Raw genomic sequence first — 22,113 nt, 5'->3', positions numbered from 1 at the left:
TCACGTCACTCCCAAACTCTTCTTGAGTCGTGTCAATCCGTCGCGAATACGGGACTTAACAGTCGGTAACCCTACTCCCAAGTAAGCGGCTACCTCCGCATAGGTCCGGCCGCCGAAATAGGCGAGTGATATCGCCTCCCGCTGCGTCTGTGTCAGTGTGGCGAGGCCCTCCAGCACCGCCTGCTGTTCGAGTCTTCGTCCTACCTCTTCGGTGACCTCGTCGAATTCGTTACCGAGACTGCTTGCGCCGTAGGCGACCTCGCGCTGCGCATGCGCCTGCTCGGCACGGACACGGTCGACCGCCCGGCGATGGGCAAGGGTCATCAGCCAGGTGACCGCGGAGCCCTTGGCCGGGTCGAAATTGGCTGCGGTACGCCAGATCTGGAGGTAGACCTCCTGGGTCGTCTCCTCCGCGTAGCCGGGATCGTGTAGGACACGCAGGACTAGGCCGAAGACCCGAGCACTTGTACGGTCGTACAGCTCGGCAAAGGCTTGCTGGTCGCCTCGCCCGCACCGCGCGAGCAGGGCGGCGAGTTCGATGCTTTCGGCTGCGCGCGCCGTCACCGCAGAGTCCACGCTCGGCGTTCCCACCTGCCCGTCCCCGACTTCCTCTTGGAACGAGTCGCCCTCTGCGGCCGGCGGCCGCGTTGTCACAACGCTCCATTCTGTGTCATCGGCCACTACCGTAGCGTGCCGCTATAACCTCCTCTCGTCGGGGTGCAGCAAACAGCCTGCAGCCCAGCGGTTTTCGGACATTTCCGGACACGCCGAGGAGTGTTCCGAATGGACACGCCGTGACACGCCGGGAACCTCTACGAAACGCTGGTGCGGCAGGTAGGCAAGGCTTCTGGCCATCTCACAGCAGGCGGATCGGCGGTGGCCGACTCAGCCTGCGCGCCTACTTCGATATTCACCGGCCGTGAATCCAGTGGCCGGTTGTTTGCTAGGCATTCGGCGCGCCCGGGCTTTCGGATGGGCCCGCGGGTGTGAAGAATTTCGCGCCCGATTCCGGGGCGTAGCTCAGACCGCCATCCGGCGCCGATTGCGCCGGGCGTGCATCTCGCGTTCGGTCTCCGACATTCCGCCCCAGATGCCGTAGGGCTCGCTGACCTTCAGGGCGTGGCTGCGGCACTGCATGAGTACCGGGCAGGTCCGGCAGATTTCCTTCGCGCGCAGCTCACGTTGGGCCCGGGCGCGGCCTCGCTCGCCGTCGGGATGGAAGAACACGGATGAGTCCACGCCGCGGCAGGAACCGCGCATCTGCCAGTCCCAGACGTCGGCATTCGGACCAGGAAGATGGGTGGGCATGGGCATGTGAACTCCTTGTGATGCGAGCTCGTCGGCGTTGTCGAGCGATGCTTTGTTAGCAACGGTCTGTCCGGGCCCGGACGCGGCCGGAAGAGACCCCGCCGAGATCGGGCTCGGACCGTATCACCGGAAGTCCGGCGATCGCAGTTCGCGGTCGCCGCAATTTCGCGCGGCGCCAACGACGGCGATGACGTACGTTAGGACGCACGACGAAATCGAGTCAATAGTTTCTCCGTCGGCGATTGAAATGCCGACGGATCTCAGATTTAACCTTCGCGCTATTTACTTTCGGCCCGCCACTGGTGATACTGATCGGTTGGCCAGGATGGGGCTGGGTTCGATGATGCCCGTTCGGGGCATCGAATGCGCTGCTCAGGCCATATTTTTCCAGGTAGAAGTGCTATCTACCCACCCGATGGGGCCGCGTTGTGGTATGTGACGAGAAGCACCGGCGCCCCGTTTCCCCTTGCACTCGAGATGGCCGGGTCGAGGCGCCCAGGTTAATTATCCGAAAAGCATACAAATTCCTAACGCACGTGCTGGGTGATAGCCCACAACAGATTTACGAGATGGAAACATCGCCGGGGCGTTATCAATGCTGAACGGTTGCCCGCACTTCCGGCCGGTACCTGCGCGGCGCCGCCGGGCGGTGGATAGAGTGCGGCGGTGCACGAGTTCGCCCCGCCTTTGGATGGATTGCTGCAGCAGGGAAACGCGGTGTTTGCCGAGGCGGCATTCGGCGCCCGTCCCGGCATTGCCGTCGCGGAGTTGCCTCCGATCGCCGGACCCGTCGATTCCTGGTTGCGTGCCGTGGTGCTGGGCGGCCAGGGCCGCTACGCCGCCGCCCGCGCCGAGTTGCGGCGCGCGCGCCGGCTCACGTCCGATCCTGTGCAGACCTCTCTGATCGCCAGTACCGAGGCCTCGCTGCTGCGGCAACTGGGATGGCATGCCTCTGCGTCCGCGCTGGACGGCCGGGCCTTGGCGCTGGTGCTGCCCGGCCTGCGACGTGGCGTCGAAGGGGCCTCTGCGGCGCGTATCGAGGCCGTTTGCGACGCGTTGACCGGCCTCGCCGCCGACGCTCTCGGGACCGCTCGACCGGGATTGGCGGCGCGGCTGCTGGAACGTTGCCAGCCCTTTGTCGAGGATCTGTCGGGGGCCTGGCGCCCGCGGCTGCGCTGGCATTGGGTGTCCGCCGAGACGGCATTGGCGACATCCGGCGCGAATCCGGGCGAGTCGGCGCTCGCCCATGCCGAGGCGGCCTCGGCGTTGGCCGAATCGAGCCCTTCGGTGCGTCACCGCGTCAAGTCCCGCCTACTGCTCGCCGCCGCGGCGGCCGCCGCCGGTGATCTCGACCGGGCGGGCGCCTCGGCCGCGGTCGTCGCGCAGGAGTGCGCCGACCACGATCTGCTGCCCCTGCGATGGGCCTGCGCGATGCTCCGATCGGGCATTTCGGACGGACCCGCCGCGGCGGCCGCGGCCGCCGACGCGGCCGGGTGCGCACGGGCTCTGGCCAGGCACGGTGGGCTATTACGTTCCGGCAACGGGGTTCTCGGCGACTTCTGACCCCCGGTCTTGCCCGGCTCGCGGATTGAAGCGGTTATTGTTGGAGCGTTCCGCCGACCGGTGGAAGCACTGGTCAAGAACCGACCGTGCCACTTGTAACGCCAGGAATATCTCTGACGATGACGCACACGGGCGAGGAGTTGGACGCCGCCGTCGCAGCAGCTGCGCAGGGCGATCGTTCGGCTTTAGCCCAGGTACTGGAGATCATCCGCCCGCTGGTGGTGCGCTATTGCCGCGCGCGGATCGGAGCCGCGGAGCGTGGGCAGCTCTCCGCGGACGACGTTGCGCAGGAGGTCTGTTTGGCTGTGATGACCGCCCTGCCTCGTTATCAGGACCAGGGGCGGCCGTTCATGGCATTCGTCTACGGAATCGCTTCGCACAAGGTCGCCGACGCCCACCGCAATGCCGCCCGTAACAAGGCGGACGCGATGGCCGAAGTACCAGATGTCATATCCACCGACCAGGGGCCGGAGCAGCGCGCTCTCGAATCCGAAACCAGCCGGCAGATGAACGCTCTGTTGGCCACGCTTCCGGAGAAGCATCGAGAGATCCTGATCCTGCGTTTGGTCATGGGTCTGTCAGCAGAAGAAACAGCACTTGCCGTGGGCAGTACGGCTGGTGCTATACGAGTGGCCCAGCATCGGGCGCTCGCGAAACTGAAGTCACAAGTGGCGAGGGCAGGTGAAATGTATGGCTAGGGATGGCGAGCGCGGTCGGGGCGACTGGAAGGCGCGGCTTGGATCGCAGAACAGCGATCCCTATGCCGAGGCTTCCGGTGACACCGGACCGGTCGACATCGCCGCGGTCCGCCGCGACGATGCGCTCATCGATGCCATCGCCGGCGATGGACCCGTAGCGACCGATAGTGCCGAGGAGTATCAGCTCGCGAGTCTGCTCGCGAACTGGCGGGGCGAGATCGTCGAGGCGCCGATGCCGGCCGGACCGGATCTGGACACCATTGTCGCGGCGGTCAATCAGGAAATCGGTGCGCGGAAGTCGAGGATCAACGTCGCGCACCGGCGACATCTTCGGCTGGTTCGTCCGCTCATGGGCGCGGCGGCTGCGCTGGCGCTGATCATGGGTGGGATGACGGCGTTCTCCTACAGCGCGCAGCCGGGTGATCCGCTGTGGCGGGTCAAAGAGGTCGTATTCAGCCAACAGGCGCAGTCGACCATCACCCAGCGTGCCGAGGATTCGCTTGCCGAGGCGCAGGGCTACATCGCGGCGGGCCAGCCCAGTAAGGCCAAGCAGGCGCTGGAGAGCGCCCAAGCCAACGCCACCCAGGTCAACGACGTCAAACACAAGAGCAATCTGGAGAGCCGGGTGGAAGCGCTGCTCGCGCAGCTGCCCCCCGAGGTCAAGGGCACGGTGGCGCCGACCTCGCCGTCGGGAACGAGTCAGCCCGGCAAGAATCCGACGACCACCGGCAACGAGACGGCGGGCAGCGGGTCCAAGGAACCTGATATCAGCATCCTGCAGTCGCCGAACGAGCCCACGACCGACGGTAGCGGGACGACCGGCCATGTCCCCCCGACGCCTACGCAGCCACCGACGGTGCCCCCCACCACCGCGGAGCCGCCGACCGGAGCACCCACCCAACCCCCGACGCAGGACCCCACGGTGCCGACCACCGTCGCCTCACCGGGCGGCGGGGCGGGGCCGGGGGTGACCGCGCCGGTCGTGCCGACCAGCGCGCCGGGGGCCGTGCGCCCGACAGCGCCGATCGTCCCGACAACCTTCATCGTCCCCGGCGGTTCCCTGCCGGGCGGAGTCAGCTGATCGAGATCCGGCTCGGGCGACCAGTGCGCCCGAGCGAAACATCCACCGATCGCCTACCGGCGGTCGGTTTCGTCGTTTATGTGCCGAATGCGGGCCTGTGAGTCAGGCGTCGAAGCCGTCGAACCCGTCGCCGTGCAGCGCCTCGTTCATCGACGCGTCGGCGTAGCCGCGGCAGTAGTCCCACGTGACGTAGGCCTCCGGCTGCGGATCGTAGGCGGGCTCGTGCGGGCGGACCGTGCCGTCGACCAGGAGCTGGAGCAGATTGGCGCGCAGCATGTCCCAATCGTGGTAATGGTCCTGCCGGCAGTCTTCGCAGCTGACCACGAGCCCGCGGATACCGCGGTGTGCCAGCAGCGCCTCGTAGACCGCGAGATCGGCGAGATCCTCCTCGACCGCTAGGCGCTCATGAGGATCCAGCGGTTCCCCCGGCTCGATGGCATCGAGCGCGGCCGACGGGTCGGAGGGATCTCCGGCGAACGGATCCGGCGGCAGGCCAGGTGGTAGATGGTCACGCACAATCCCACGGTACGCAGAACCACCCCCTCCGCGCCAGCGCTGTGGGCATTTTGACGCGCTTGTCGCAGCAATTCGGCGAACTACTGCGGCACATCGGGCATTCGGCGTGTCGGCAATCCCTGGCAACCCCGCGTGTCGTGGCTTGAGCGAGCGTCAGCGGGGGAACCAACAGCACAGCGCGCTAGGGCGCACAGCGGAGCCGAGCGCCGGCGAGGTGGAGCTGTGAGCTGGACTACATCGGCACTGCCGCAACCCAGTGGCGGCGGAGGTGGCGCAATCGGTTTTACCCCGTGCCTCTACCATGGACGCAACAAGGGTGCCGGGTTTCGATCTTCGGCTCCGCCAATCCGTCAGATGTTCGCGATCCGGGCGTTGTCCCGGGTCGTTGCTTTCGAGGTCCAGGAGGGGTCGATCCGATGAGTAGTCCCGTGATGGGCGAACGCGCCGTCCGCCCTCTTACGGGTGGTGACGATCCGAACAAGATCGCCATGCTCGGCCTCACATTCGACGATGTGCTGTTGCTGCCGGCCGCTTCGGATCTCATCCCCAGCTCGGTGGACACCTCCAGCCGGCTGACCCGCGAGATCACGCTGCGCACCCCGCTGGTCAGTTCCGCGATGGACACCGTCACCGAGGCCCGCATGGCCATCGCGATGGCCCGCGCCGGCGGCATGGGTGTGCTGCATCGCAATCTGTCCGCCGCCGAACAGGCGTCCGCGGTGGAGACGGTGAAGCGGTCCGAGGCCGGCATGGTGACCAACCCGGTGACCTGTCGCCCCAGCGACACCCTCGCCGAGGTCGACGCCATGTGCGCCCGCTATCGCATCTCCGGCCTGCCGGTGGTGGACGAGACCGGCGAGCTGGTGGGCATCATCACCAACCGCGATATGCGCTTCGAGGTGGACCAGAACCGCCGCGTCGCCGATGTGATGACCAAGGCCCCGCTGATCACCGCGCAGGAGGGCGTCACCGCCGAGGCCGCGCTGGGCCTGCTGCGCCGGCACAAGGTGGAGAAGCTGCCGATCGTGGACGGCAACGGCCGCCTGCGCGGGCTCATCACCGTCAAGGACTTCGTCAAGACCGATCAGTACCCGAACGCCACCAAGGACCGCGACGGCCGGCTGCTGGTCGGTGCCGCGGTCGGTGTGGGCGAGGACTCCTGGTCGCGGGCCATGTCGCTGCGCGATGCCGGGGTGGACGTGCTGATCGTCGACACCGCGCACGGCCATCAGGCCCAGGTGCTGCAGATGGTGTCCAAGCTCAAGGCCGAGGTCGGCGACACCATTCAGGTGGTCGGCGGCAATGTGGCGACCCGGGCGGGCGCGGCCGCGCTGGTCGAGGCGGGCGCCGATGCGGTGAAGGTGGGTGTGGGCCCCGGCTCGATCTGCACCACCCGCGTCGTGGCCGGTGTCGGCGCACCGCAGATCACCGCCATCCTCGAGGCCGTCGCGGTCTGCAACCAGGCCGGGGTGCCGGTCATCGCCGACGGTGGCGTCCAGTACTCCGGCGATATCGCCAAGGCCATCGCGGCCGGTGCCTCCACCGTGATGCTGGGCTCGCTGCTGGCCGGTACCGCCGAATCGCCGGGCGATCTGATCCTGGTCAACGGCAAGCAGTTCAAGAGCTATCGCGGCATGGGCTCGCTGGGCGCCATGCAGGGCCGCGGCCAGGCGCAGTCCTTCTCCAAGGACCGCTACTTCCAGGACGACGTGCTCGCCGAGGACAAGCTGGTGCCCGAGGGCATCGAGGGCCGGGTGCCGTTCCGCGGTCCGGTCAACCAGGTGATTCACCAGCTCGTCGGCGGCCTGCGCGCGGCCATGGGCTACACCGGCTCGCAGAACATCGCCGATCTGCAGCAGGCGCAGTTCGTGCAGATCACCGCCGCCGGACTCAAGGAGAGCCACCCCCACGACATCACGATGACCGTCGAGGCGCCCAACTACACTGGCCGCGGCTAGTGCGCTCGACGATCTGTGCATGACCAGCCCGCTCCGCGGGTAATCAGGAGTGCCTGATCTGCGGAACACCTCACAAGGGGCGGGCTGGCCCCTGCGCGGGCTCGGCTGCTGACGTCATCCAGGGCAGCAGCTTCCGTCGCCTGACGAAAGCCGGAACCGCGCCGGGAAGGGTCGCGGCAGCGGCCCGATGGAACAAAGGAGATGTACAAGTGCGCGACATGGTCGAGATCGGCATGGGCCGGACCGCCCGGCGTACCTACGAACTGGACGATGTCGACATCGTTCCCTCGCGGCGGACCCGCTCGTCCAAGCAGGTGTCGCTGGCCTGGCAGCTGGACGCCTATCGCTTCGACATCCCGCTGGTGACCCACCCGACCGACGCGCTGGTGTCGCCGGAGTTCGCGATCGAGCTGGGCCGCCTCGGCGGGCTGGGCGTCATCAACGGCGAGGGGCTGTGGGCCCGGCACGCCGATGTGGCCGCGCGCATCGATCAACTGGTCGAGGTGGCCGAGAAGGAGGGCACCGAGGCGGCCGTCGCGCTGCTGCAGCAATTGCACGCCGCGCCGATGCAGCCGGATCTGCTGGCCGCGGCGGTGGCGCAGGTGCGCGCCGCGGGTGTGACCGTGTCGGTGCGGGTGAGTCCCCAGAATGCCCGCGCCCTCACGCCGAGCCTGGTGCAGGCCGGTGTCGACCTGCTGGTCGTGCACGGCACCATCATCTCCGCCGAACATGTCGCTGTATCCAATTCGGCGTCCGCGGGGCCCTACGTGGTTACGCAAGCTACCGCCTCCGGGCCTGACGCGGACGCCGGTGGCGAGCCGCTGAACCTCAAGACCTTCATCGCCGATCTGGACGTGCCGGTGGTGGCGGGCGGGGTCAGCGACCACCGCACCGCCCTGCATCTGATGCGCACGGGTGCGGCCGGTGTAATCGTCGGCTACGGCTCGACGCCGGGCGCGACGACGACCGGTGAGGTGCTCGGCATCGGTGTGCCCATGGCGACCGCGATCGCCGATGCCGCCGCCGCGCGCCGCGACTACCTCGACGAGACCGGCGGCCGCTATGTGCACGTCATCGCCGACGGCGACATCGTGTCGTCCGGTCAGCTGGCCAAGGCCATCGCGTGCGGCGCCGATGCGGCGATGGTGGGCGTGCCGTTGGCGCTGGCGCAGGAGTCGCCCGGTCGCGGGTGGTACTGGCCGTCGGCCGCCGCCCACCCGTCGGTGCCGCGCGGCGCCCTGCTGAAGTTCGCCGACGAGGACGAGCGTCCCACGCTGCAGCAGGTCCTCTACGGACCGTCCAGCGACCCGTGGGGTTCGGTGAACCTCGTTGGCGGCCTGCGCCGTTCGATGGCCAAGGCCGGCTACTGCGAACTCAAGGAGTTCCAGAAGGTCGGCCTCAGCGTCCGAGCCTAGGTTGTCCTGGTCATCACCTTGTCGCGGAGGAACTCCCGGATGGCGGCGTTGACCTGGCCGGGGTGGGTCATGTTCACGGCCTGGCGGGCGCCCTCGATCTCGACGTAGCGTGAATTCGCCAGTCCGCGGGCCATTTCCAAGGCATGGGTGCGGGCGATACCGGCTCGCGTGGGGTGGATCACCAAGGCGGGACAGGTGATTTCGGGGAGCCGGTCCAGCACGGAATCGCGGCCCAGCAGACAGCCCGCGGCGATCTCGAGGTCCATCGGGTCGCGGGCCAGCCAGCGTTTGGTCCATACCGCGCGGTACCAGGCGTCGTCGCCGATCAACCACTGCGCCAAGTGTTCTGCCAGTGTGCGCCGGGCGGCCGGTTCGTGCCAGCGGTCGAGGAACCGGCGGGAGTTGGCCAGTTCCTGCGCCGTCGGCTCGTGTGCCTCGGTGGCGATGAGGATGAGGGCGGCCACCCGTTCCGGGGCCAGCAGGGCGGTGCGCATGGCGCTGAACCCACCCTGAGAGATACCGCCGACGACCGCGCGCTCGACACCGAGCTGATCCAGCACCGTCAGGACATCGCGGGCCGCGGTCCAGTAGGTGAACGGCAGCCCCTTGTCGCGCGTGCGGCCGTGCCCGCGCGCATCCCAGGCGACGATGCGAAATTCCGGGGACAGTGCGGCGGTCTGCGACGCGAACATGGTTCGATCCATGAAGAATTCGTGCCCGAGCAGCACTACCGGGCCGTCGCCGCCACTGTCCTCGTAATGGATCTCGGCATCGATCGCACGGGCGAATGGCACGAGCACGAGGATAGCTGGCTCGGCCCCCACACACGGCCGGGTTCGACCGCGGATCGATGGTGCTCGCTGATCTTGCCTCGTCGCCGGGCTGCTGCCGATTCGCCCACGCACCATTGTTGTGCCCCATTGCGTTTCGAGGCTCCGACAAAGAGCATGCCGGAACGACGGGGAAGAAGCCCGCCCGATCCGCCGTACCCACCACTCCAGCTCCCGCTTGCCACTCTCGGGTCCTGCACACTCTTGGACGCCGTGCTGGCCCGACAGGGGGCCTACCCACGCAACGACTGATTTCGTGAGCACATGGGTAACTCGTCGGGCACGCCCAAAACTGGCGAGGCACCTAACGCAGGACCTGTGACCAACCTGAGCGGCTCCCAACTTGTACGGCCTGAGACGCGGGGAGGCGGGGAGCGGGGAGGCGGGGGAGCCGGAGGCGCGGGGAGGCGGCAGAGCCCTGGTCTTTAAACTGGCTCGGTGGCAGAAACCCAGCGACCAGTTCTCGTCGTCGACTTCGGGGCGCAGTACGCGCAGTTGATCGCGCGGCGGGTGCGCGAATCCAGTGTGTACTCCGAGGTGGTTCCGCACACCGCGACCGTCGAGGAGATCGCCGAGCGGCAGCCGCTCGCGGTCATCCTGTCCGGCGGCCCGGCCAGTGTGTACGCCGAGGGCGCGCCGCGGCTGGATCCCCGGCTGTTCGACCTGAACGTTCCGGTCTTCGGCATCTGCTACGGCTTCCAGGCGATGGCGCAGGCGCTGGGCGGCACCGTCGCCCATACCGGCACCCGCGAATACGGCCGCACCGAACTGAACATCGACGGCGGCGTGCTGCACGGCGGTCTGCCCACCATCCAGCCGGTCTGGATGAGCCACGGCGACGCGGTGACCGACGCCCCGACCGGATTCGAGGTGACCGGCACCACCGCGGGCGCACCGGTGGCGGCGTTCGAGGACCGGGAGCGCCGGCTGGCCGGTGTGCAGTACCACCCCGAGGTCCTACATTCGCCGCACGGCCAGCAGGTGCTGAGCCGCTTCCTGCACGAGATGGCCGGAATCAAGGCCACGTGGACGCCCGCCAATATCGCCGACGCGCTGGTCGCGCAGGTGCGTGAGCAGGTCGGGGACGGGCATGCCATCTGCGCCCTGTCCGGCGGTGTCGACTCCGCGGTGGCCGCCGCCCTCGTGCAGCGTGCCATCGGTGACCGGCTGACCTGTGTTTTCGTCGATCACGGCCTGCTGCGGGCCGGTGAGCGCGAGCAGGTGCAGCGCGACTTCGTGGCCGCGACCGGCGCCAAACTGGTCACCGTCGACGCCGAGGACAAGTTCCTGGGCGAACTGAAGGGCGTCACCGATCCGGAGGAGAAGCGCAAGATCATCGGGCGCGAGTTCATCCGCTCGTTCGAGGATGCGGTCGCGCAGATCGTGAAGGAATCCGGGCAGGGCAGCGCCACCCACACCGTCGAATATCTGGTGCAGGGCACCCTCTACCCGGATGTGGTGGAATCCGGCGGCGGCTCGGGCACCGCGAATATCAAGAGCCACCACAATGTCGGCGGCCTGCCCGAGGATCTGGAGTTCGAACTCGTCGAACCCCTGCGGCTGCTGTTCAAGGACGAGGTGCGTGCCGTCGGCCGCGAACTGGGGCTGCCCGAGGAAATCGTTGCCCGCCAACCGTTCCCCGGCCCGGGACTGGCCATCCGCATCGTCGGCGAGGTCACCCACGACCGCCTCGAGACGCTGCGCCAGGCCGATGCCATCGCGCGCGAGGAGTTGACCGCGGCGGGATTGGACAAGCAGATCTGGCAGTGCCCGGTGGTGCTGCTGGCCGACGTGCGCAGCGTCGGAGTCCAGGGCGACGGCCGCACCTACGGTCATCCGATCGTGCTGCGCCCGGTCTCCAGCGAGGACGCCATGACCGCCGACTGGACCCGGCTGCCCTACGACGTGCTCGAACGCATCTCCACTCGCATCACCAACGAGGTGGCCGAGATCAACCGGGTGGTGCTGGATGTGACCAGCAAGCCGCCGGGCACCATCGAGTGGGAGTGACCCTGGGGCACGGCAGATTTCACCCTCCGGCAAGGGCGATGTAGTTCCCAGTGCCGGTCGCATTCAGTTCCCTTCGCCACGGTTGACGATCAGAATCTGAAGGAAATCACCTGCGAAGGATGCTGATGGGGAATACATCGAAGGCCCTGTGCACCAAGCCGATAACGGTCGCCGCGTCGCTGGTCCTGGCCGCGTTCGCGGCCTTGGCGCTGCTGTTCGCGCCCGCCGCCGGGCTCGGGGGCGGAACCGAAGCGGTCGGTAATGCGGTGCAGGTGCGGTTGGTCGCCGACTCCGTTCCCGCGCGGGCATGGGAGACCTTGCGCCTGATCGATGCGGGGGAATGGCCGCCCGCCGATGCGCCGGGCACCCATGGCGGTGAAACCTGGCAGAACCGGGAGGGGCTGCTGCCCGCCACGGACGGGAACGGCCGACCCATCCACTACCGGGAATGGGACGTCAATCGCAAGAAGCCCGGACAGTCCCGCGACGCCGAGCGCATCGTCACCGGCAGCGACGGATCGGCGTGGTACACCGGCGATCACTACCGCAGTTTCACCAGAATGCGTTGAGAGCAGTGCGGCACGAAGGGGCTCGGATCCGATCGGATCCGAGCCCCTTCGCGCCGCAGCGCTGGAATCACTTCTTCTTTCGCGGCGCGATCACCAGGATGACGCCGACCACGATGGCCACCCCGACCACGATCCACCCGATCGGGACGATGCTGTGCGAGGGCCAGGACGACGGCCCGATGAATGCCCACACGCTGACCAGCAGGGCCAACACCCCGGCCAGTAGCAGCGAAAGCGACGGTCCGCGACGGGTTTCCGAGTTGTCAGCCACGCTTCACCTCCACATTTCCGAACTGCATGTCTACGTTGAGGGTGAGCGTCGGACCGTCGGCGGGACCGGTAATTCCCCGGGGACAGTCCAAGTCCGCCGCGTTGCCCGTACACGTGGTGTCGACCCGCATCGACGGCGGGAGGATCACTCGGAAGTCGGCCATGCGGCCATCGACGTTCACCATGCGGTTCTCGGTCAGCCGCAGTTGCCGCAGATCCAGCGTGCCGTCACCCATGTTCACCCGGTAGTCCGAGGCTAGATCGGCCGCCGTGGTGGGCGTCCACACGTGATCGCCCATGGCGCCACGGTCGAACTGCACCGGCCCGGCCATCGAGGCCAGGACCACGAACCCCGCCAGCGGAGCCAGCACCACCAGCAGTCCCCAGCCGCGCCGCAGGAAGGCCCCGAGGATCAGGCCCAGGCCGACCACCGCCAGCGCCACCGCGCCGATCCGAGCGGGCGTCATCCACTCCACACCGACGGCGGCCACGGCTCCGGCGGCGGCCGCCGCGAGGATCGCGAGGCCGATCACCATCGGCGTGAGCCGCGAGCGCGGACGCCGCGGCGGCGGTACCGGCACGACCGGAGCGGCGGGGGCCGGTTCGGGGAGATGCCAGGCCAGCGGGGCGACGCCGAGCGGATCCCAACCGGACGGGGTCGGTGCGACGTGGGTGGGAGCCGGGTTGGTGCGACCAGGCGCGGCCGTCGTCCGCTGCTCGGGCTCGGGCCGGTCAGCGGGGGTCTGGTCTTTTCCCAGCACCACCGTGTCCTCCTGGGACGAATCCCGGGGACCGGCAGGGGAATCCACGAGTTGCTCGGTGTCGCCGTCCTTCGTCACCTCGGCCTCGGCCGAGGCGCGGGCGACGACCTCGGTGGGAGCGGTTGCCGGGTTCGGCGAAAGGGGTTCGGTGGCAGCGTCTTTGGGCTGATCGGGCTCGTAATGATCCGGCAGCTTGGTGTAGGGCCCGTAGGTGGCGCCCGACCAGGGGGAGCCGCCGGGGAACATGGTGCCCGGGTAGCCCGTCGCGGCGATCCCACCCTCGGCCAGGAACGGATCGAGAGTGTCGGCGGGTGGCTCGGGCTGCCGCAGATACAGCAGCCACCAGCCCGCCAGCATCAGCGCGAAGCTGAACAGCCCCGACCCGCCGAACCCGACACCGAACGGGCCCATGGTGCTGATCGCGATGGCCAGCGCCACGATCAGCACGATCGTCTTGGTCGGCGAGTGCGCGGTGTGCCCACGGCCGAGCAGCCCCTCCGCCGGCGACACCTCGTTGTGGGCGGAGGGCAGCATCAGCCAGGCCGCCAGATACAGCACGACCCCCGCGCCGCCGAAGAGGGTCGCCACCACGAACGCCACCCGCACCAGGACGGGATCCACGCCGTAGCGACGCCCGAACCCTGCCGCCACCCCGGCGATCGGTCCCTGTCGCGGCAGCCGCACGGGGCGAGTCCGCCACAGATGGTGGAGCTGTTCGTTGAATCCGGTCCGGCCGGAACCACCGGCCCACCCGCTCGCTCTGGTCATGTCTCCATGGTGGTGCGATCGGGCCCCGCCCACATCGGGGATCCCCCTGAAATGAACCAGGAACCCCCGAGGCCGGTGTCATACGCCCCGCGACCACCGGTTCGCGATCCGGTTCGCCCGTCAGGCCGATGTCCCCGAGAGGGGAATGGGGGTGAATCCCGATGGTCGCTGTCGGAGTGCCGTGCCAGTATCGAAGGCATGTACCCGTCCCTGCCCGAGTTCGATGCGCGTGGTGTCGCGCCCCCGTCTCGGCGGTTGGAGCGGCGCTCCGGCGGGCGGGTCGTGGGAGGTGTTGCGGGGGGTCTCGCCGATCATCTCGGTGTCGACGTGTTCAAGGTGCGGATGGCCTTCGTGCTGCTGTCCGCGCTGATGGGGGCGGGCATTGCCGCCTACGGGCTGCTGTGGATCTTCACCCCGGCCGGTGGGGACGCGCCGCCACCGTCGGCCTCGGAGCGGCGGCAGTCGGTCGGCCTGGTGCTGCTGGGCCTGGCGCTGTCGGTGTCGATGTCGTGGTTGTTCAGCGGTACCGCGGCCACGGTGGTGGGTCCGATCATCGTGGTCACCGTCGGTGCGGCCCTGGTCTGGCGGGAGTTCGACGCCGAAGGTCCGCGGTCGATTCTCGGTCTGCCCGTGCGACCCACCGTGCTCACCTGGACGCGCATCCTGGGCGGGATCACGCTGATCGTGGTCGGGCTGGGCGTGGTGATCATCGGCCGGATCAACCTGAGTTCCCTGGGTTCGGCGATGCTCGCGGTCGCGGTCACGCTGATCGGGGTCGGCTTGCTGACGGTGCCGCTGTGGCTGCGCATGATGCGGGCGCTCAATGCCGAACGCTCCGCGCGCATCCGCAACGAGGAGCGCGAGGAGATCGCCTCCCATCTGCACGATTCGGTGCTGCAGACGCTGGCGTTGATTCAGCGCCAGGCCGACGATCCGCAGGAGGTCATGCGGCTGGCCCGCAGCCAGGAGCGCGAACTGCGCAAGTGGCTGTTCGAGGATTCCATGCCGGCGCAGTCGAGCCTGGCCGCCGCGCTGCGCACCATCGCCGGTGAGGTCGAGGACCAGCACGGGGTGAAGGTGACGCCGGTGACCGTCGGCGATGTGTCGATGGATCCGGGCGAGACCGGATTCGGCCTGCCCAAGGAGCATTTCACCGCGCTGCTGGGCGCCACCCGCGAGGCGCTGGTGAATGCCGCCAAGCACGCCGGTGTGCCCACCATCGACCTGTTCGCGGAGGTCGAACCGCATCAGGTCAGCATTTTCGTGCGTGACAGGGGCTCCGGCTTCGACCCGTCCGCCGTCCCCGCCGATCGCCAGGGCCTGGCCAAATCCATCCACGCCCGCATCGAGCGCCGCGGCGGCACAGTAGAGGTGAAATCCAACCCGGGCCGCGGCACCGAGGTCCGAATCATCCTGCCCCGCCACGACTCCGAGGGACAGGAAGAGGTCGACGAGACCGCATGGGCGACCGACGGCGAGACCCCCGAAGCCGCACAGCCCACAAGCGCCGAACATCAGCACGCCCATCCCGGTCATTAGTAACCGGGTGTCCCCGCCGGGATCCCCATGCGGCCGAGACGAATAGGTCAGCGAGCCGGAGGCGGCCCGGCGAGGGCCGCCAGCTGATCCACCACCTCGTCGAGGGGCTTGCGGGTATCGATCTCCACGGTGGCCACCGAGCGCAGTAGCGGCTCGACTTCGGCCGTGTCCGCGGCGATCCGAGCGCGCTCCTCGGCGTTCTTCCCGAAGGGGTTCGTGTCGCGGTGGGTGATGCGCTCGAGCATCACCTCCAAGGGGGCGCTGAACAGGACGATCTCGTCGAATCGGGGATAGAACTCGACCTGGTTCGACACCGTGCCCGCGAGGAACAGCGGTTCCCCCGAACGCTCGTGCTCGGTGATCAGCGCGTCGATGCGATCCACCCGCCACTGCGGTTCCGAGTCGGTGCCGTCGGGATGGGGAACGTCCTCGATCCAGTCGCCGACATCGGTATCCACGACCGCATAGCCTCGCCGGGCCAACGCATCCAGGGCCGTCGACTTCCCCGTGCCGGACATGCCTGTCACCAGGATCACCACACCGCTCAGCGTAGGCGCCCGAAAAGGAATGCGGCCGTGCGGGTCTCAGTCGACCCAGACCGGGACGAGCGGGAGGCCGCGTTCGGCACGGGCGACGTCGACGAGCCGCTGGATCAGGTCGGTCTTGCGCCGCGTGTACTCGAGCGGATCGGAGGTCTCGGTGGCCAGGCGCTGCTTGAGGGCGGCATATTCCGCGGCGGCGGCCGGGTTCGCGAGCAGATGGTCGCGCAGGATGCGCTCGTTCTGGTCGTCCCATTCGGCGGCGGGCACGATGTGCAGGTGATGGGTGCGCTGCCCGGTGGCGTCGTCGCGCGGATAGAACAGCCGTCCGCTCATTCCGTTCTCCTCGCGGCGATAGCCCAGCCACGCCAGGTTGTCCTCGCGGGCCACGACCTCGTCGAGATCGCTCACCGAGGCCATCAGATCGATGACCGGTTTGGCGGCCAGGCCGGGGACGGACGTACTGCCCATGTGCTCGATGTCGAGGAAGAGCCCGGGCAGGGCGGTGGTCAGTTCGGTGATGGCGGCCTGTGCGTGCCGCGGCCAGTCCGGGTCATAGGGAACCACGATGATCGACACGAAGTGATCCTATGTTTTCCGGATAGGGTGGTGCTCGGTCGAAGGAACCGGGGTCACAGCGGACCGGCTCTCGGTGTGGTACCGATGAGTGGGCGAACTGCCCCGGCAGCGCTTCGGTCCGAGGTGAGGAGAACAGTGAGTATCCGGGTCTTTCTGGTCGACGACCACGCCGTATTCCGGTCCGGCGTGCGGGCGGAGCTGAGCCGCGAATCCGATATGGAGGTCGTGGGGGAGGCGGGCACGGTCGCCGAGGCCATCGCCGGGATCAAGACCTCGCGCCCGGATGTGGTACTGCTCGACGTGCACATGCCCGACGGCGGCGGGGTCGCGGTGATGCAGGGGATCGAGGACGGCCCGGTGTGTTTGGCGCTGAGCGTGTCCGATGCGGCCGAGGACGTGATCGCGGTGATCCGGGCGGGTGCGCGGGGATATGTCACCAAGACCATCTCGGGACCCGAACTGGCCGACGGCATTCGGCGGGTGGCCGGGGGCGATGCGGTGTTCAGTCCGCGACTGGCCGGTTTCGTCCTGGACTCGTTCACCGGCCGATCACCGGCCCCGGAGCCGCCCCTGGACCCCGAACTGGATTCGCTGACCCCACGCGAACTCGAGGTGCTGCGCCTGCTCGCCCGCGGCTACACCTACCGCGAAATCGCCGAAACCCTGTTCATCTCGGTGAAAACCGTAGAAACCCACGCCTCCAACGTCCTGCGCAAAACCCAGCAGTCCAACCGCAATGCCCTCACCCGCTGGGCCCACCGCCGCAGAATTGATTAGCTGTGTTTATTGGCGGCGGCTCCGCCGCCGCGGGTTTGCGGCGCCCTGGTGGCTCGTCGTTCAGGTGCCGCTGCTTGCTCCTTCGTCGCGTACGCAGCGACCCCTGAACGACGAGCCGCGCCGCAAACCGTGCGGGTTTGCGTAAGTGCAGATGGTCTGTGTATTGCCTTGCCGTTGAACAGGTTCGACGTGTGGGCTGGTTATTTCCAGCGTGTTCCGTCCAGTTGGTTTCGTCGTATTTGGCCGGGATTACATTGCCGCGACGAGGATTACGATCAGGATGAGCAGGCCGATCAGTAGGCCCACGGCGATCGCCAGCGGGGCCGCGTTCGGTCCGAGGTTGCCGAGGTTGTTCAGGCTGAAGCCGCTCGATTTCTGTTGCGGCGCAGTCGAACCCGGGGCGACTGCGCGTGGCGGCCGGGGCAGCGGAGTGGAGTGCGGGCTGCGCAAGCCGCTGGCGGAGTTGCGGGCCGCCCATGCCGGGATGGTGCCGTCCTCGGTGCGGACCGGGGCGCCGAGGATGTAGGGGCCGGTGCCCGGGCCGAAGACGGCGGTGAGAATTTCGTTGCGCGCCTCGGCCATGGCGGGGCGGCGCTGCGGGGCGGGTTCCATCATGTGCAGCAGCACCTCGGTGAGCGCGCCGCTGCGGCTGGGCGGAATGATCTGCGCCATCGCCGCGCGTTCGACGATCACATTGTTGTCGTCGTGGAATCCGTACGGCGGCTGCCCCTCGATCGCGGTGTACAGCGTTGCGCCGAGGGAGAATACGTCGCTGGCGGCGGTCGGCTTCGCGCCGCGTGCCACCTCCGGTGGGAGGTAGGCGGGGGTGCCGGTGATCACGTCCTCCGGTTCGTCGGACAGATCCCCGGCGCCGCTCGAGATGCCGAAGTCGCTGAGCTTCACCATGCCGACCTCGCCGCCGCGATCGGCCACCAGGATATTTCCCGGCTTGATGTCGCGATGCACGATCCCGGCGGCATGCGCGGCGGCCAACGCGTCGGCGACCTGCGCGCCGATCTGCGCCACCTCGATCGGCGGCAGCGTATCCACCAGCGCCAGCGCCTTCGCCACGCTGCGCGAGGGCAGATACTCCATCACCAACCACGGCTCACCGGCCTCGAGCACCACGTCGTAGACGGCGATGGCGTGCTCGTGCGAGAGCTTGGCCGCGACCCGGCCCTCGTGAATGATCCGGTTGCGAACCTCGTTGGCCTCTTCTTCACTGAGCCCGGCCGTGGACAGCACCTGTTTGATGGCGACATCGCGATCGAGTAGCCGGTCGTGGGCCAGCCACACCGCGCCCATACCGCCGCCGCCGAGCTTCGACTGCAGGCGGTAACGGCCGGCGACCAGATAATCGGGGCCGACGATGGGGCGGGCGCGTTCTGTCACGGCGCGAGGATAGCGGAAAACCATCCTGACTGGCCTGCTTCGCAACCCGAGGTTTGCGCGCGTGCCGCTTGACGGGAATCGGGGGTGGGGTTCTACTGAGGAAGAGTCGAACGTATATTCGATTCAGATCGATAGCTGGATCGGTGCTGAGAGCGTCCGGGCCGGCTGCGGTAAGAGTCCATCGGTGGGAGATTAGGTGGTCGAAGATGGGTTCGCCGGACAACGTGAAACTCGAACAGCTGGCGGAGTTGCGGCGGCGGATGGCCGCGGTCCCGGCGCGCGGTGCGGTGTCGGCAGGTCGGTTGCCGATGGGTGCCGACCTGCGCCGGGAGCCGCTGCCGGTGCCGTCCGCACTGGTTGAGCTGCTGCCCGAGGGTGGTTTGACCAAGGGGTCGGTGGTGGCGTACTCGGGTGCGGGTTCGCTGCTGACCGGTCTGCTGGCCGCGGTGACCGGCAGCGGTGGGCATGCCGCGGCGGTCGGGTTGCCGCGGCTGGGCTTGCTCGCCGCGGCCGAAATGGGGGCCCGGTTGGAGCGTTTGGCGGTGGTGCCCGATCCCGGCTCCGACCCGGTGGAGGTCGCCGCGGTGTTGCTCGACGGTTTGGATCTGGTGGTGCTCGGCCTGGGCGGTCTTTCGGTGCCGCCCAGCCGCACCCGCGTCCTCGCCGCCCGCGCCCGGAGCAAGGGCGCCACGCTGGTGGTGACCGGCGGGACCTGGAGCGGCGCCGCGCTGCGCATCCATGCCCAGGTCGCCGGTTACGAGGGCCTGGGCCGCGGTTGCGGCCGCTTGCGCACCGTGCGCCTGGACGTCTCCGTGCGCGGCCGCTCGACCCCACCCCGCACCGGCCACCTCGAACTGTGCCCGCGCAATGGCCGCGTGGAATGGGTTGCCGCCCAGGTGAATACACCCCGCCTCCTGGAGGCCGCCCGCGATGTCGCCTCCTAGCCCCCGCACCACCCTCCGGGCGCCGGAGTGAAACCGCCTGTGCCCCCTACGGACCGAGACGGACCGCCATCGGGGTGGGGCCTGTTGTCCGGGCTGGTTCGTCTGGTTGTGCGCCGCACTCCGGTCACCGGAGTGATCCTCGTGTCCCCGGGGGCCTGGACGTCACCGGGGGGTCTAGAAGGCTCCCGCCAGCGAAAGCAATGGACGCAGCCGTCTTTCTCGTTTCCGGCCTGGGTGTGTCTCTCGTTCCTCGTCCGGGTGCGCCTTTCGTTCCCTGTCCGGGTGCGTTTTTCGTTCCCTGCCCAGGCGCGCCAGCGCCTGGGCAGGGATCTCGACGAAGGGGCGTACCGATGCGGGTGAGGAAGCGGCGTAGCTCTCGGGTGCTGGCGCTGTGGTGCCCGGATTGGCCTGCCGCGGCGGCGGCAGCCCTGGCCGATATTCCTCCGACGCGGCCGGTGGTGGTGTTGCATGCCAATCGGGTGGTGGCGTGTTCGGCGGTGGCGCGGGCCGAGGGGGTGCGGCGCGGGATCAAACGCCGGGAGGCGCAGGCGCGGTGTCCGGATGTGTATGTGGCGCAGGCGGATCCGGATCGGGATGCGCGGTTGTTCGAGCCGGTGGTGGCGGCCGTGGATGCGACGGTACCCGGGGTGGAGGTGCTGCGCCCCGGGCTACTGGTGCTGGCCGCGCGCGGTGCCGCGCGATTCTTCGGGTCCGAGGAGGCCGCGGCCGAACGGCTCGTCGACGCGGTCGCGGCGGCCGGCGTCGAATGCCAGATCGGGATCGCCGACGAACTGTCCACGGCGGTCGTCGCCGCCCGTCGGGCCACCATCGTGCCGAGCGGGGAGGGCGCGCGATTCCTGGCGCCGCTGCCGGTGGGGGAACTCGCCCTGGAGCCGAGCCTGGCCGCTCCGGAGCGCGAGGAACTGGTGGATCTGCTGCACCGCTTGGGTTTGCGCCGCATCGGTGACTTCGCCGCGCTGACCCCGGCCGAGGTCGCCTCTCGGTTCGGCGCCGATGCCATCCGCGCGCATCGGTCGGCGCGCGCCGAACCCGAACGCCTGCCCTCGGCTCGCCCACCCGATCCGGACCTGATGGTGGAGTACCGCTGCGACCCACCGATCGATCGCGTCGACGCCGCCGCCTTCGCCGGACGTCTGCTCGCCACCCGCCTGCACGAACGGCTCTCCGCCGCGGGAGTGGCCTGCACCCGGCTGTCGGTCGTGGCCGAAACCGCCGCCGGAGAACAACTTTCCCGCATCTGGCGCTGCGCCGAACCCCTGACCCCCGAGGACACCGCCGACCGCATCCGCTGGCAACTCGACGGCTGGCTCACCCACCGCACCCTGACCCACCCCCCAACCGAGGACCCCGACTTCGGTCCCGTCTACGGCAGATCCACCTCCGACACGACCACCGACCCCGCCGGGGGAGAGACGCCCCCGGCCCGGCCCCGCACCACCGAGCGGGTGAACCGAGCCGTCCCGAACCAGGCGAGGGGAGCGGTGTCCGCCTCCGACCCGGGTACGGGTGCCGAGGGTGGCTCGCGGGACAGGGGAGGTGGACTGGGTGTGCGGTCGAAGGGGTTTGGGAGGAGCCGTGTCGCAGGGGGAGGCCGGACGGGCTTGGTGCGCAATGGTTTCGGGGTGGTGCCTAGCGCGCCGATTACGGTGTTGCGGTTGGAGCCGGTCGAGGTGGTGGCGGCGGGGGCGCTGCAGTTGGGGTTGTGGGGTGGGGTGGGGGAGGGAGATGAGCGGGCGCGGCGGGCGTTGGTTCGGGTGCAGGGGTTGCTGGGTGGGGAGGCGGTGCAGGTGGGTGTGCTCAGCGGTGGGCGTGGGCCCGCCGAGCGGGTCACGCTGGTGGCGTTCGGCGACGAACCGGTCCCGGTGACCGATCCGGCGCTGCCCTGGCCGGGACGGCTGCCGCAACCCGCGCCCGCCGTCGTGCTGATGAACCATCCGGAGGTGGTGCTGGAGGCCGCCGACGGCACCCCGGTGTGGATCACCGACCGCGGCATGTTCAACGCCGACCCGGCACGGCTGAACTGGGGTCGGAAACAGTGGGAGGTGACCGGCTGGACCGGACCGTGGCTGGTGGACGAGCGCTGGTGGTCCGGCGACCGCGCCGGCGACTGCGCGGTCCGTACCCAGGTGATGCTCGACGACGAGGTCCGTGTTCTGTTGCTCCTCGGCTACGGCCGCATCTGGCACGTCGAGGGTCTCTACGAGTGATCAGCCCGCTTCGGCAGTTCCTGCACAGACCACTTGTTGCCGTCGGGGTCGGAGAAGTAGGTGAACAACCCCCAGCCCTCGTCCTTCACCGGAGTCGCATCGACACCCGCGGCGACGAGATGCCGGTAGGCCTGCTCGGCGCTCTCGACCACCATCAGCATTCCCTCGACACTGCCCGGCGCGGCCTGTGTGATGCCCTTGCCCAGACAGATCGAACAACCCGACCCCGGCGGGGTGAGCTGCACGAAACGGATGTCCTCCGTGGGACTTTCGTCGAAATCGGCGTGGAAGCCGATCTTGGTGTAGAAGTCCTTGGCCCGATCGACATCGGTGACGGGGATGGCGACGAGTTCGATTTTCCAATCCAT

The 22,113-nt window shown here is 68.7% G+C and carries 21 protein-coding genes; 11 read left to right on the top strand and 10 right to left on the bottom strand.

Translation table 11 applies throughout. The features are described from left to right. Nucleotides 1-576, bottom strand: coding sequence for a sigma-70 family RNA polymerase sigma factor (locus tag IU452_RS02715; protein WP_195107497.1), 576 nt, complete (start codon nucleotides 574-576; stop codon nucleotides 1-3). A 444-nt stretch (nucleotides 577-1,020) separates the two neighbouring features. Continuing rightward, nucleotides 1,021-1,314: a WhiB family transcriptional regulator gene (locus tag IU452_RS02710; protein ID WP_195107233.1), complete on the bottom strand. Its 294-nt coding sequence runs from the start codon at nucleotides 1,312-1,314 to the stop codon at nucleotides 1,021-1,023. 660 nt (nucleotides 1,315-1,974) lie between these two features. On the opposite strand from IU452_RS02710, the gene IU452_RS02705 reads away from it, so the two are divergent. The 3 genes from IU452_RS02705 to IU452_RS02695 all read left to right on the top strand — a co-directional run bounded on the left by IU452_RS02705 (nucleotide 1,975) and on the right by IU452_RS02695 (nucleotide 4,650). Continuing rightward, entirely contained in the window at nucleotides 1,975-2,871 is an 897-nt protein-coding gene (locus IU452_RS02705; RefSeq protein WP_324192402.1) for a hypothetical protein, read from the top strand. Between the two features lie 119 nt (nucleotides 2,872-2,990). Beyond that, nucleotides 2,991-3,569 carry a sigma-70 family RNA polymerase sigma factor gene (locus tag IU452_RS02700; protein ID WP_195107232.1) on the top strand — a complete coding sequence of 193 codons (579 nt, stop codon included), beginning with the start codon at nucleotides 2,991-2,993 and terminating at the stop codon, nucleotides 3,567-3,569. Continuing rightward, entirely contained in the window at nucleotides 3,562-4,650 is a 1,089-nt protein-coding gene (locus IU452_RS02695; protein WP_195107231.1) for an anti-sigma-D factor RsdA, read from the top strand. Before IU452_RS02700 ends, IU452_RS02695 begins: the two co-directional genes overlap by 8 nt. A gap of 102 nt (nucleotides 4,651-4,752) precedes the next feature. On the opposite strand, the gene IU452_RS02690 is transcribed toward IU452_RS02695, so the two are convergent. Further along, a complete protein-coding gene (locus tag IU452_RS02690) occupies nucleotides 4,753-5,166 on the bottom strand; it encodes a DUF5319 domain-containing protein (RefSeq protein WP_062512720.1) in 414 nt (137 codons plus the stop codon). A gap of 416 nt (nucleotides 5,167-5,582) precedes the next feature. On the opposite strand from IU452_RS02690, the gene guaB reads away from it, so the two are divergent. Next, nucleotides 5,583-7,124 carry an IMP dehydrogenase gene (gene guaB / locus IU452_RS02685; RefSeq protein WP_228816285.1) on the top strand — a complete coding sequence of 514 codons (1,542 nt, stop codon included), beginning with the start codon at nucleotides 5,583-5,585 and terminating at the stop codon, nucleotides 7,122-7,124. A 209-nt stretch (nucleotides 7,125-7,333) separates the two neighbouring features. Beyond that, entirely contained in the window at nucleotides 7,334-8,539 is a 1,206-nt protein-coding gene (locus tag IU452_RS02680; RefSeq protein ID WP_195107230.1) for an IMP dehydrogenase, read from the top strand. Here IU452_RS02680 and IU452_RS02675 read toward each other — a convergent pair. Further along, the gene (locus tag IU452_RS02675) at nucleotides 8,536-9,333 is read right to left on the bottom strand and encodes an alpha/beta fold hydrolase (protein WP_195107229.1); all 798 of its coding nucleotides are present in this window, start codon (nucleotides 9,331-9,333) and stop codon (nucleotides 8,536-8,538) included. The two genes, IU452_RS02680 and IU452_RS02675, sit on opposite strands and share 4 nt — an antisense overlap. Nucleotides 9,334-9,807: 474 nt before the next feature. On the opposite strand from IU452_RS02675, the gene guaA reads away from it, so the two are divergent. Then, nucleotides 9,808-11,379: a glutamine-hydrolyzing GMP synthase gene (gene guaA, locus IU452_RS02670; protein WP_195107228.1), complete on the top strand. Its 1,572-nt coding sequence runs from the start codon at nucleotides 9,808-9,810 to the stop codon at nucleotides 11,377-11,379. 125 nt (nucleotides 11,380-11,504) lie between these two features. Then, nucleotides 11,505-11,948 carry a ribonuclease domain-containing protein gene (locus IU452_RS02665; protein WP_228816284.1) on the top strand — a complete coding sequence of 148 codons (444 nt, stop codon included), beginning with the start codon at nucleotides 11,505-11,507 and terminating at the stop codon, nucleotides 11,946-11,948. 67 nt (nucleotides 11,949-12,015) lie between these two features. Here IU452_RS02665 and IU452_RS02660 read toward each other — a convergent pair whose 3' ends face one another. Both IU452_RS02660 and IU452_RS02655 read right to left on the bottom strand, forming a co-directional pair. Beyond that, a complete protein-coding gene (locus tag IU452_RS02660; protein WP_195107226.1) occupies nucleotides 12,016-12,219 on the bottom strand; it encodes a hypothetical protein in 204 nt (67 codons plus the stop codon). Continuing rightward, entirely contained in the window at nucleotides 12,212-13,747 is a 1,536-nt protein-coding gene (locus IU452_RS02655) for a PspC domain-containing protein (RefSeq protein WP_195107225.1), read from the bottom strand. Before IU452_RS02655 ends, IU452_RS02660 begins: the two co-directional genes overlap by 8 nt. Before the next feature lie 198 nt (nucleotides 13,748-13,945). Between IU452_RS02655 and IU452_RS02650 the strand changes: the two genes are divergently transcribed. Beyond that, a complete protein-coding gene (locus tag IU452_RS02650) occupies nucleotides 13,946-15,286 on the top strand; it encodes an ATP-binding protein (RefSeq protein ID WP_195107224.1) in 1,341 nt (446 codons plus the stop codon). 47 nt (nucleotides 15,287-15,333) lie between these two features. Here IU452_RS02650 and IU452_RS02645 read toward each other — a convergent pair whose 3' ends face one another. Together IU452_RS02645 and IU452_RS02640 are read right to left on the bottom strand one after the other, a co-directional pair. After that, nucleotides 15,334-15,825 (bottom strand): AAA family ATPase, encoded by a 492-nt coding sequence (locus IU452_RS02645; RefSeq protein WP_324192401.1) that lies wholly within the window; start codon nucleotides 15,823-15,825, stop codon nucleotides 15,334-15,336. Nucleotides 15,826-15,870: 45 nt separating this feature from the next. Beyond that, entirely contained in the window at nucleotides 15,871-16,404 is a 534-nt protein-coding gene (locus IU452_RS02640) for a GrpB family protein (protein ID WP_195107223.1), read from the bottom strand. An 84-nt stretch (nucleotides 16,405-16,488) separates the two neighbouring features. Between IU452_RS02640 and IU452_RS02635 the strand changes: the two genes are divergently transcribed. Then, nucleotides 16,489-17,181, top strand: coding sequence for a response regulator transcription factor (locus IU452_RS02635; RefSeq protein ID WP_195107222.1), 693 nt, complete (start codon nucleotides 16,489-16,491; stop codon nucleotides 17,179-17,181). Between the two features lie 249 nt (nucleotides 17,182-17,430). On the opposite strand, the gene IU452_RS02630 is transcribed toward IU452_RS02635, so the two are convergent. Beyond that, a complete protein-coding gene (locus tag IU452_RS02630) occupies nucleotides 17,431-18,573 on the bottom strand; it encodes a protein kinase domain-containing protein (RefSeq protein ID WP_416382262.1) in 1,143 nt (380 codons plus the stop codon). Nucleotides 18,574-18,779: 206 nt separating this feature from the next. Here IU452_RS02630 and IU452_RS02625 point away from each other — a divergent pair, with 206 nt between their 5' ends. Both IU452_RS02625 and IU452_RS02620 read left to right on the top strand, forming a co-directional pair. Then, nucleotides 18,780-19,517: a hypothetical protein gene (locus tag IU452_RS02625; protein WP_195107220.1), complete on the top strand. Its 738-nt coding sequence runs from the start codon at nucleotides 18,780-18,782 to the stop codon at nucleotides 19,515-19,517. Between the two features lie 350 nt (nucleotides 19,518-19,867). Next, nucleotides 19,868-21,745 carry a DNA polymerase Y family protein gene (locus tag IU452_RS02620; RefSeq protein ID WP_228816283.1) on the top strand — a complete coding sequence of 626 codons (1,878 nt, stop codon included), beginning with the start codon at nucleotides 19,868-19,870 and terminating at the stop codon, nucleotides 21,743-21,745. On the opposite strand, the gene IU452_RS02615 is transcribed toward IU452_RS02620, so the two are convergent. Then, a complete protein-coding gene (locus IU452_RS02615; protein ID WP_195107219.1) occupies nucleotides 21,736-22,113 on the bottom strand; it encodes a VOC family protein in 378 nt (125 codons plus the stop codon). The genes IU452_RS02620 and IU452_RS02615 overlap by 10 nt on opposite strands.

The sequence above is a fragment of the Nocardia transvalensis genome (genome assembly GCF_015477765.1).
GTDB classification, from domain to species: domain Bacteria; phylum Actinomycetota; class Actinomycetes; order Mycobacteriales; family Mycobacteriaceae; genus Nocardia; species Nocardia transvalensis_A.
The sequence above is the reverse complement of the archived record's forward strand: the minus strand, read 5'-3'. Positions and strand labels throughout refer to the sequence as shown.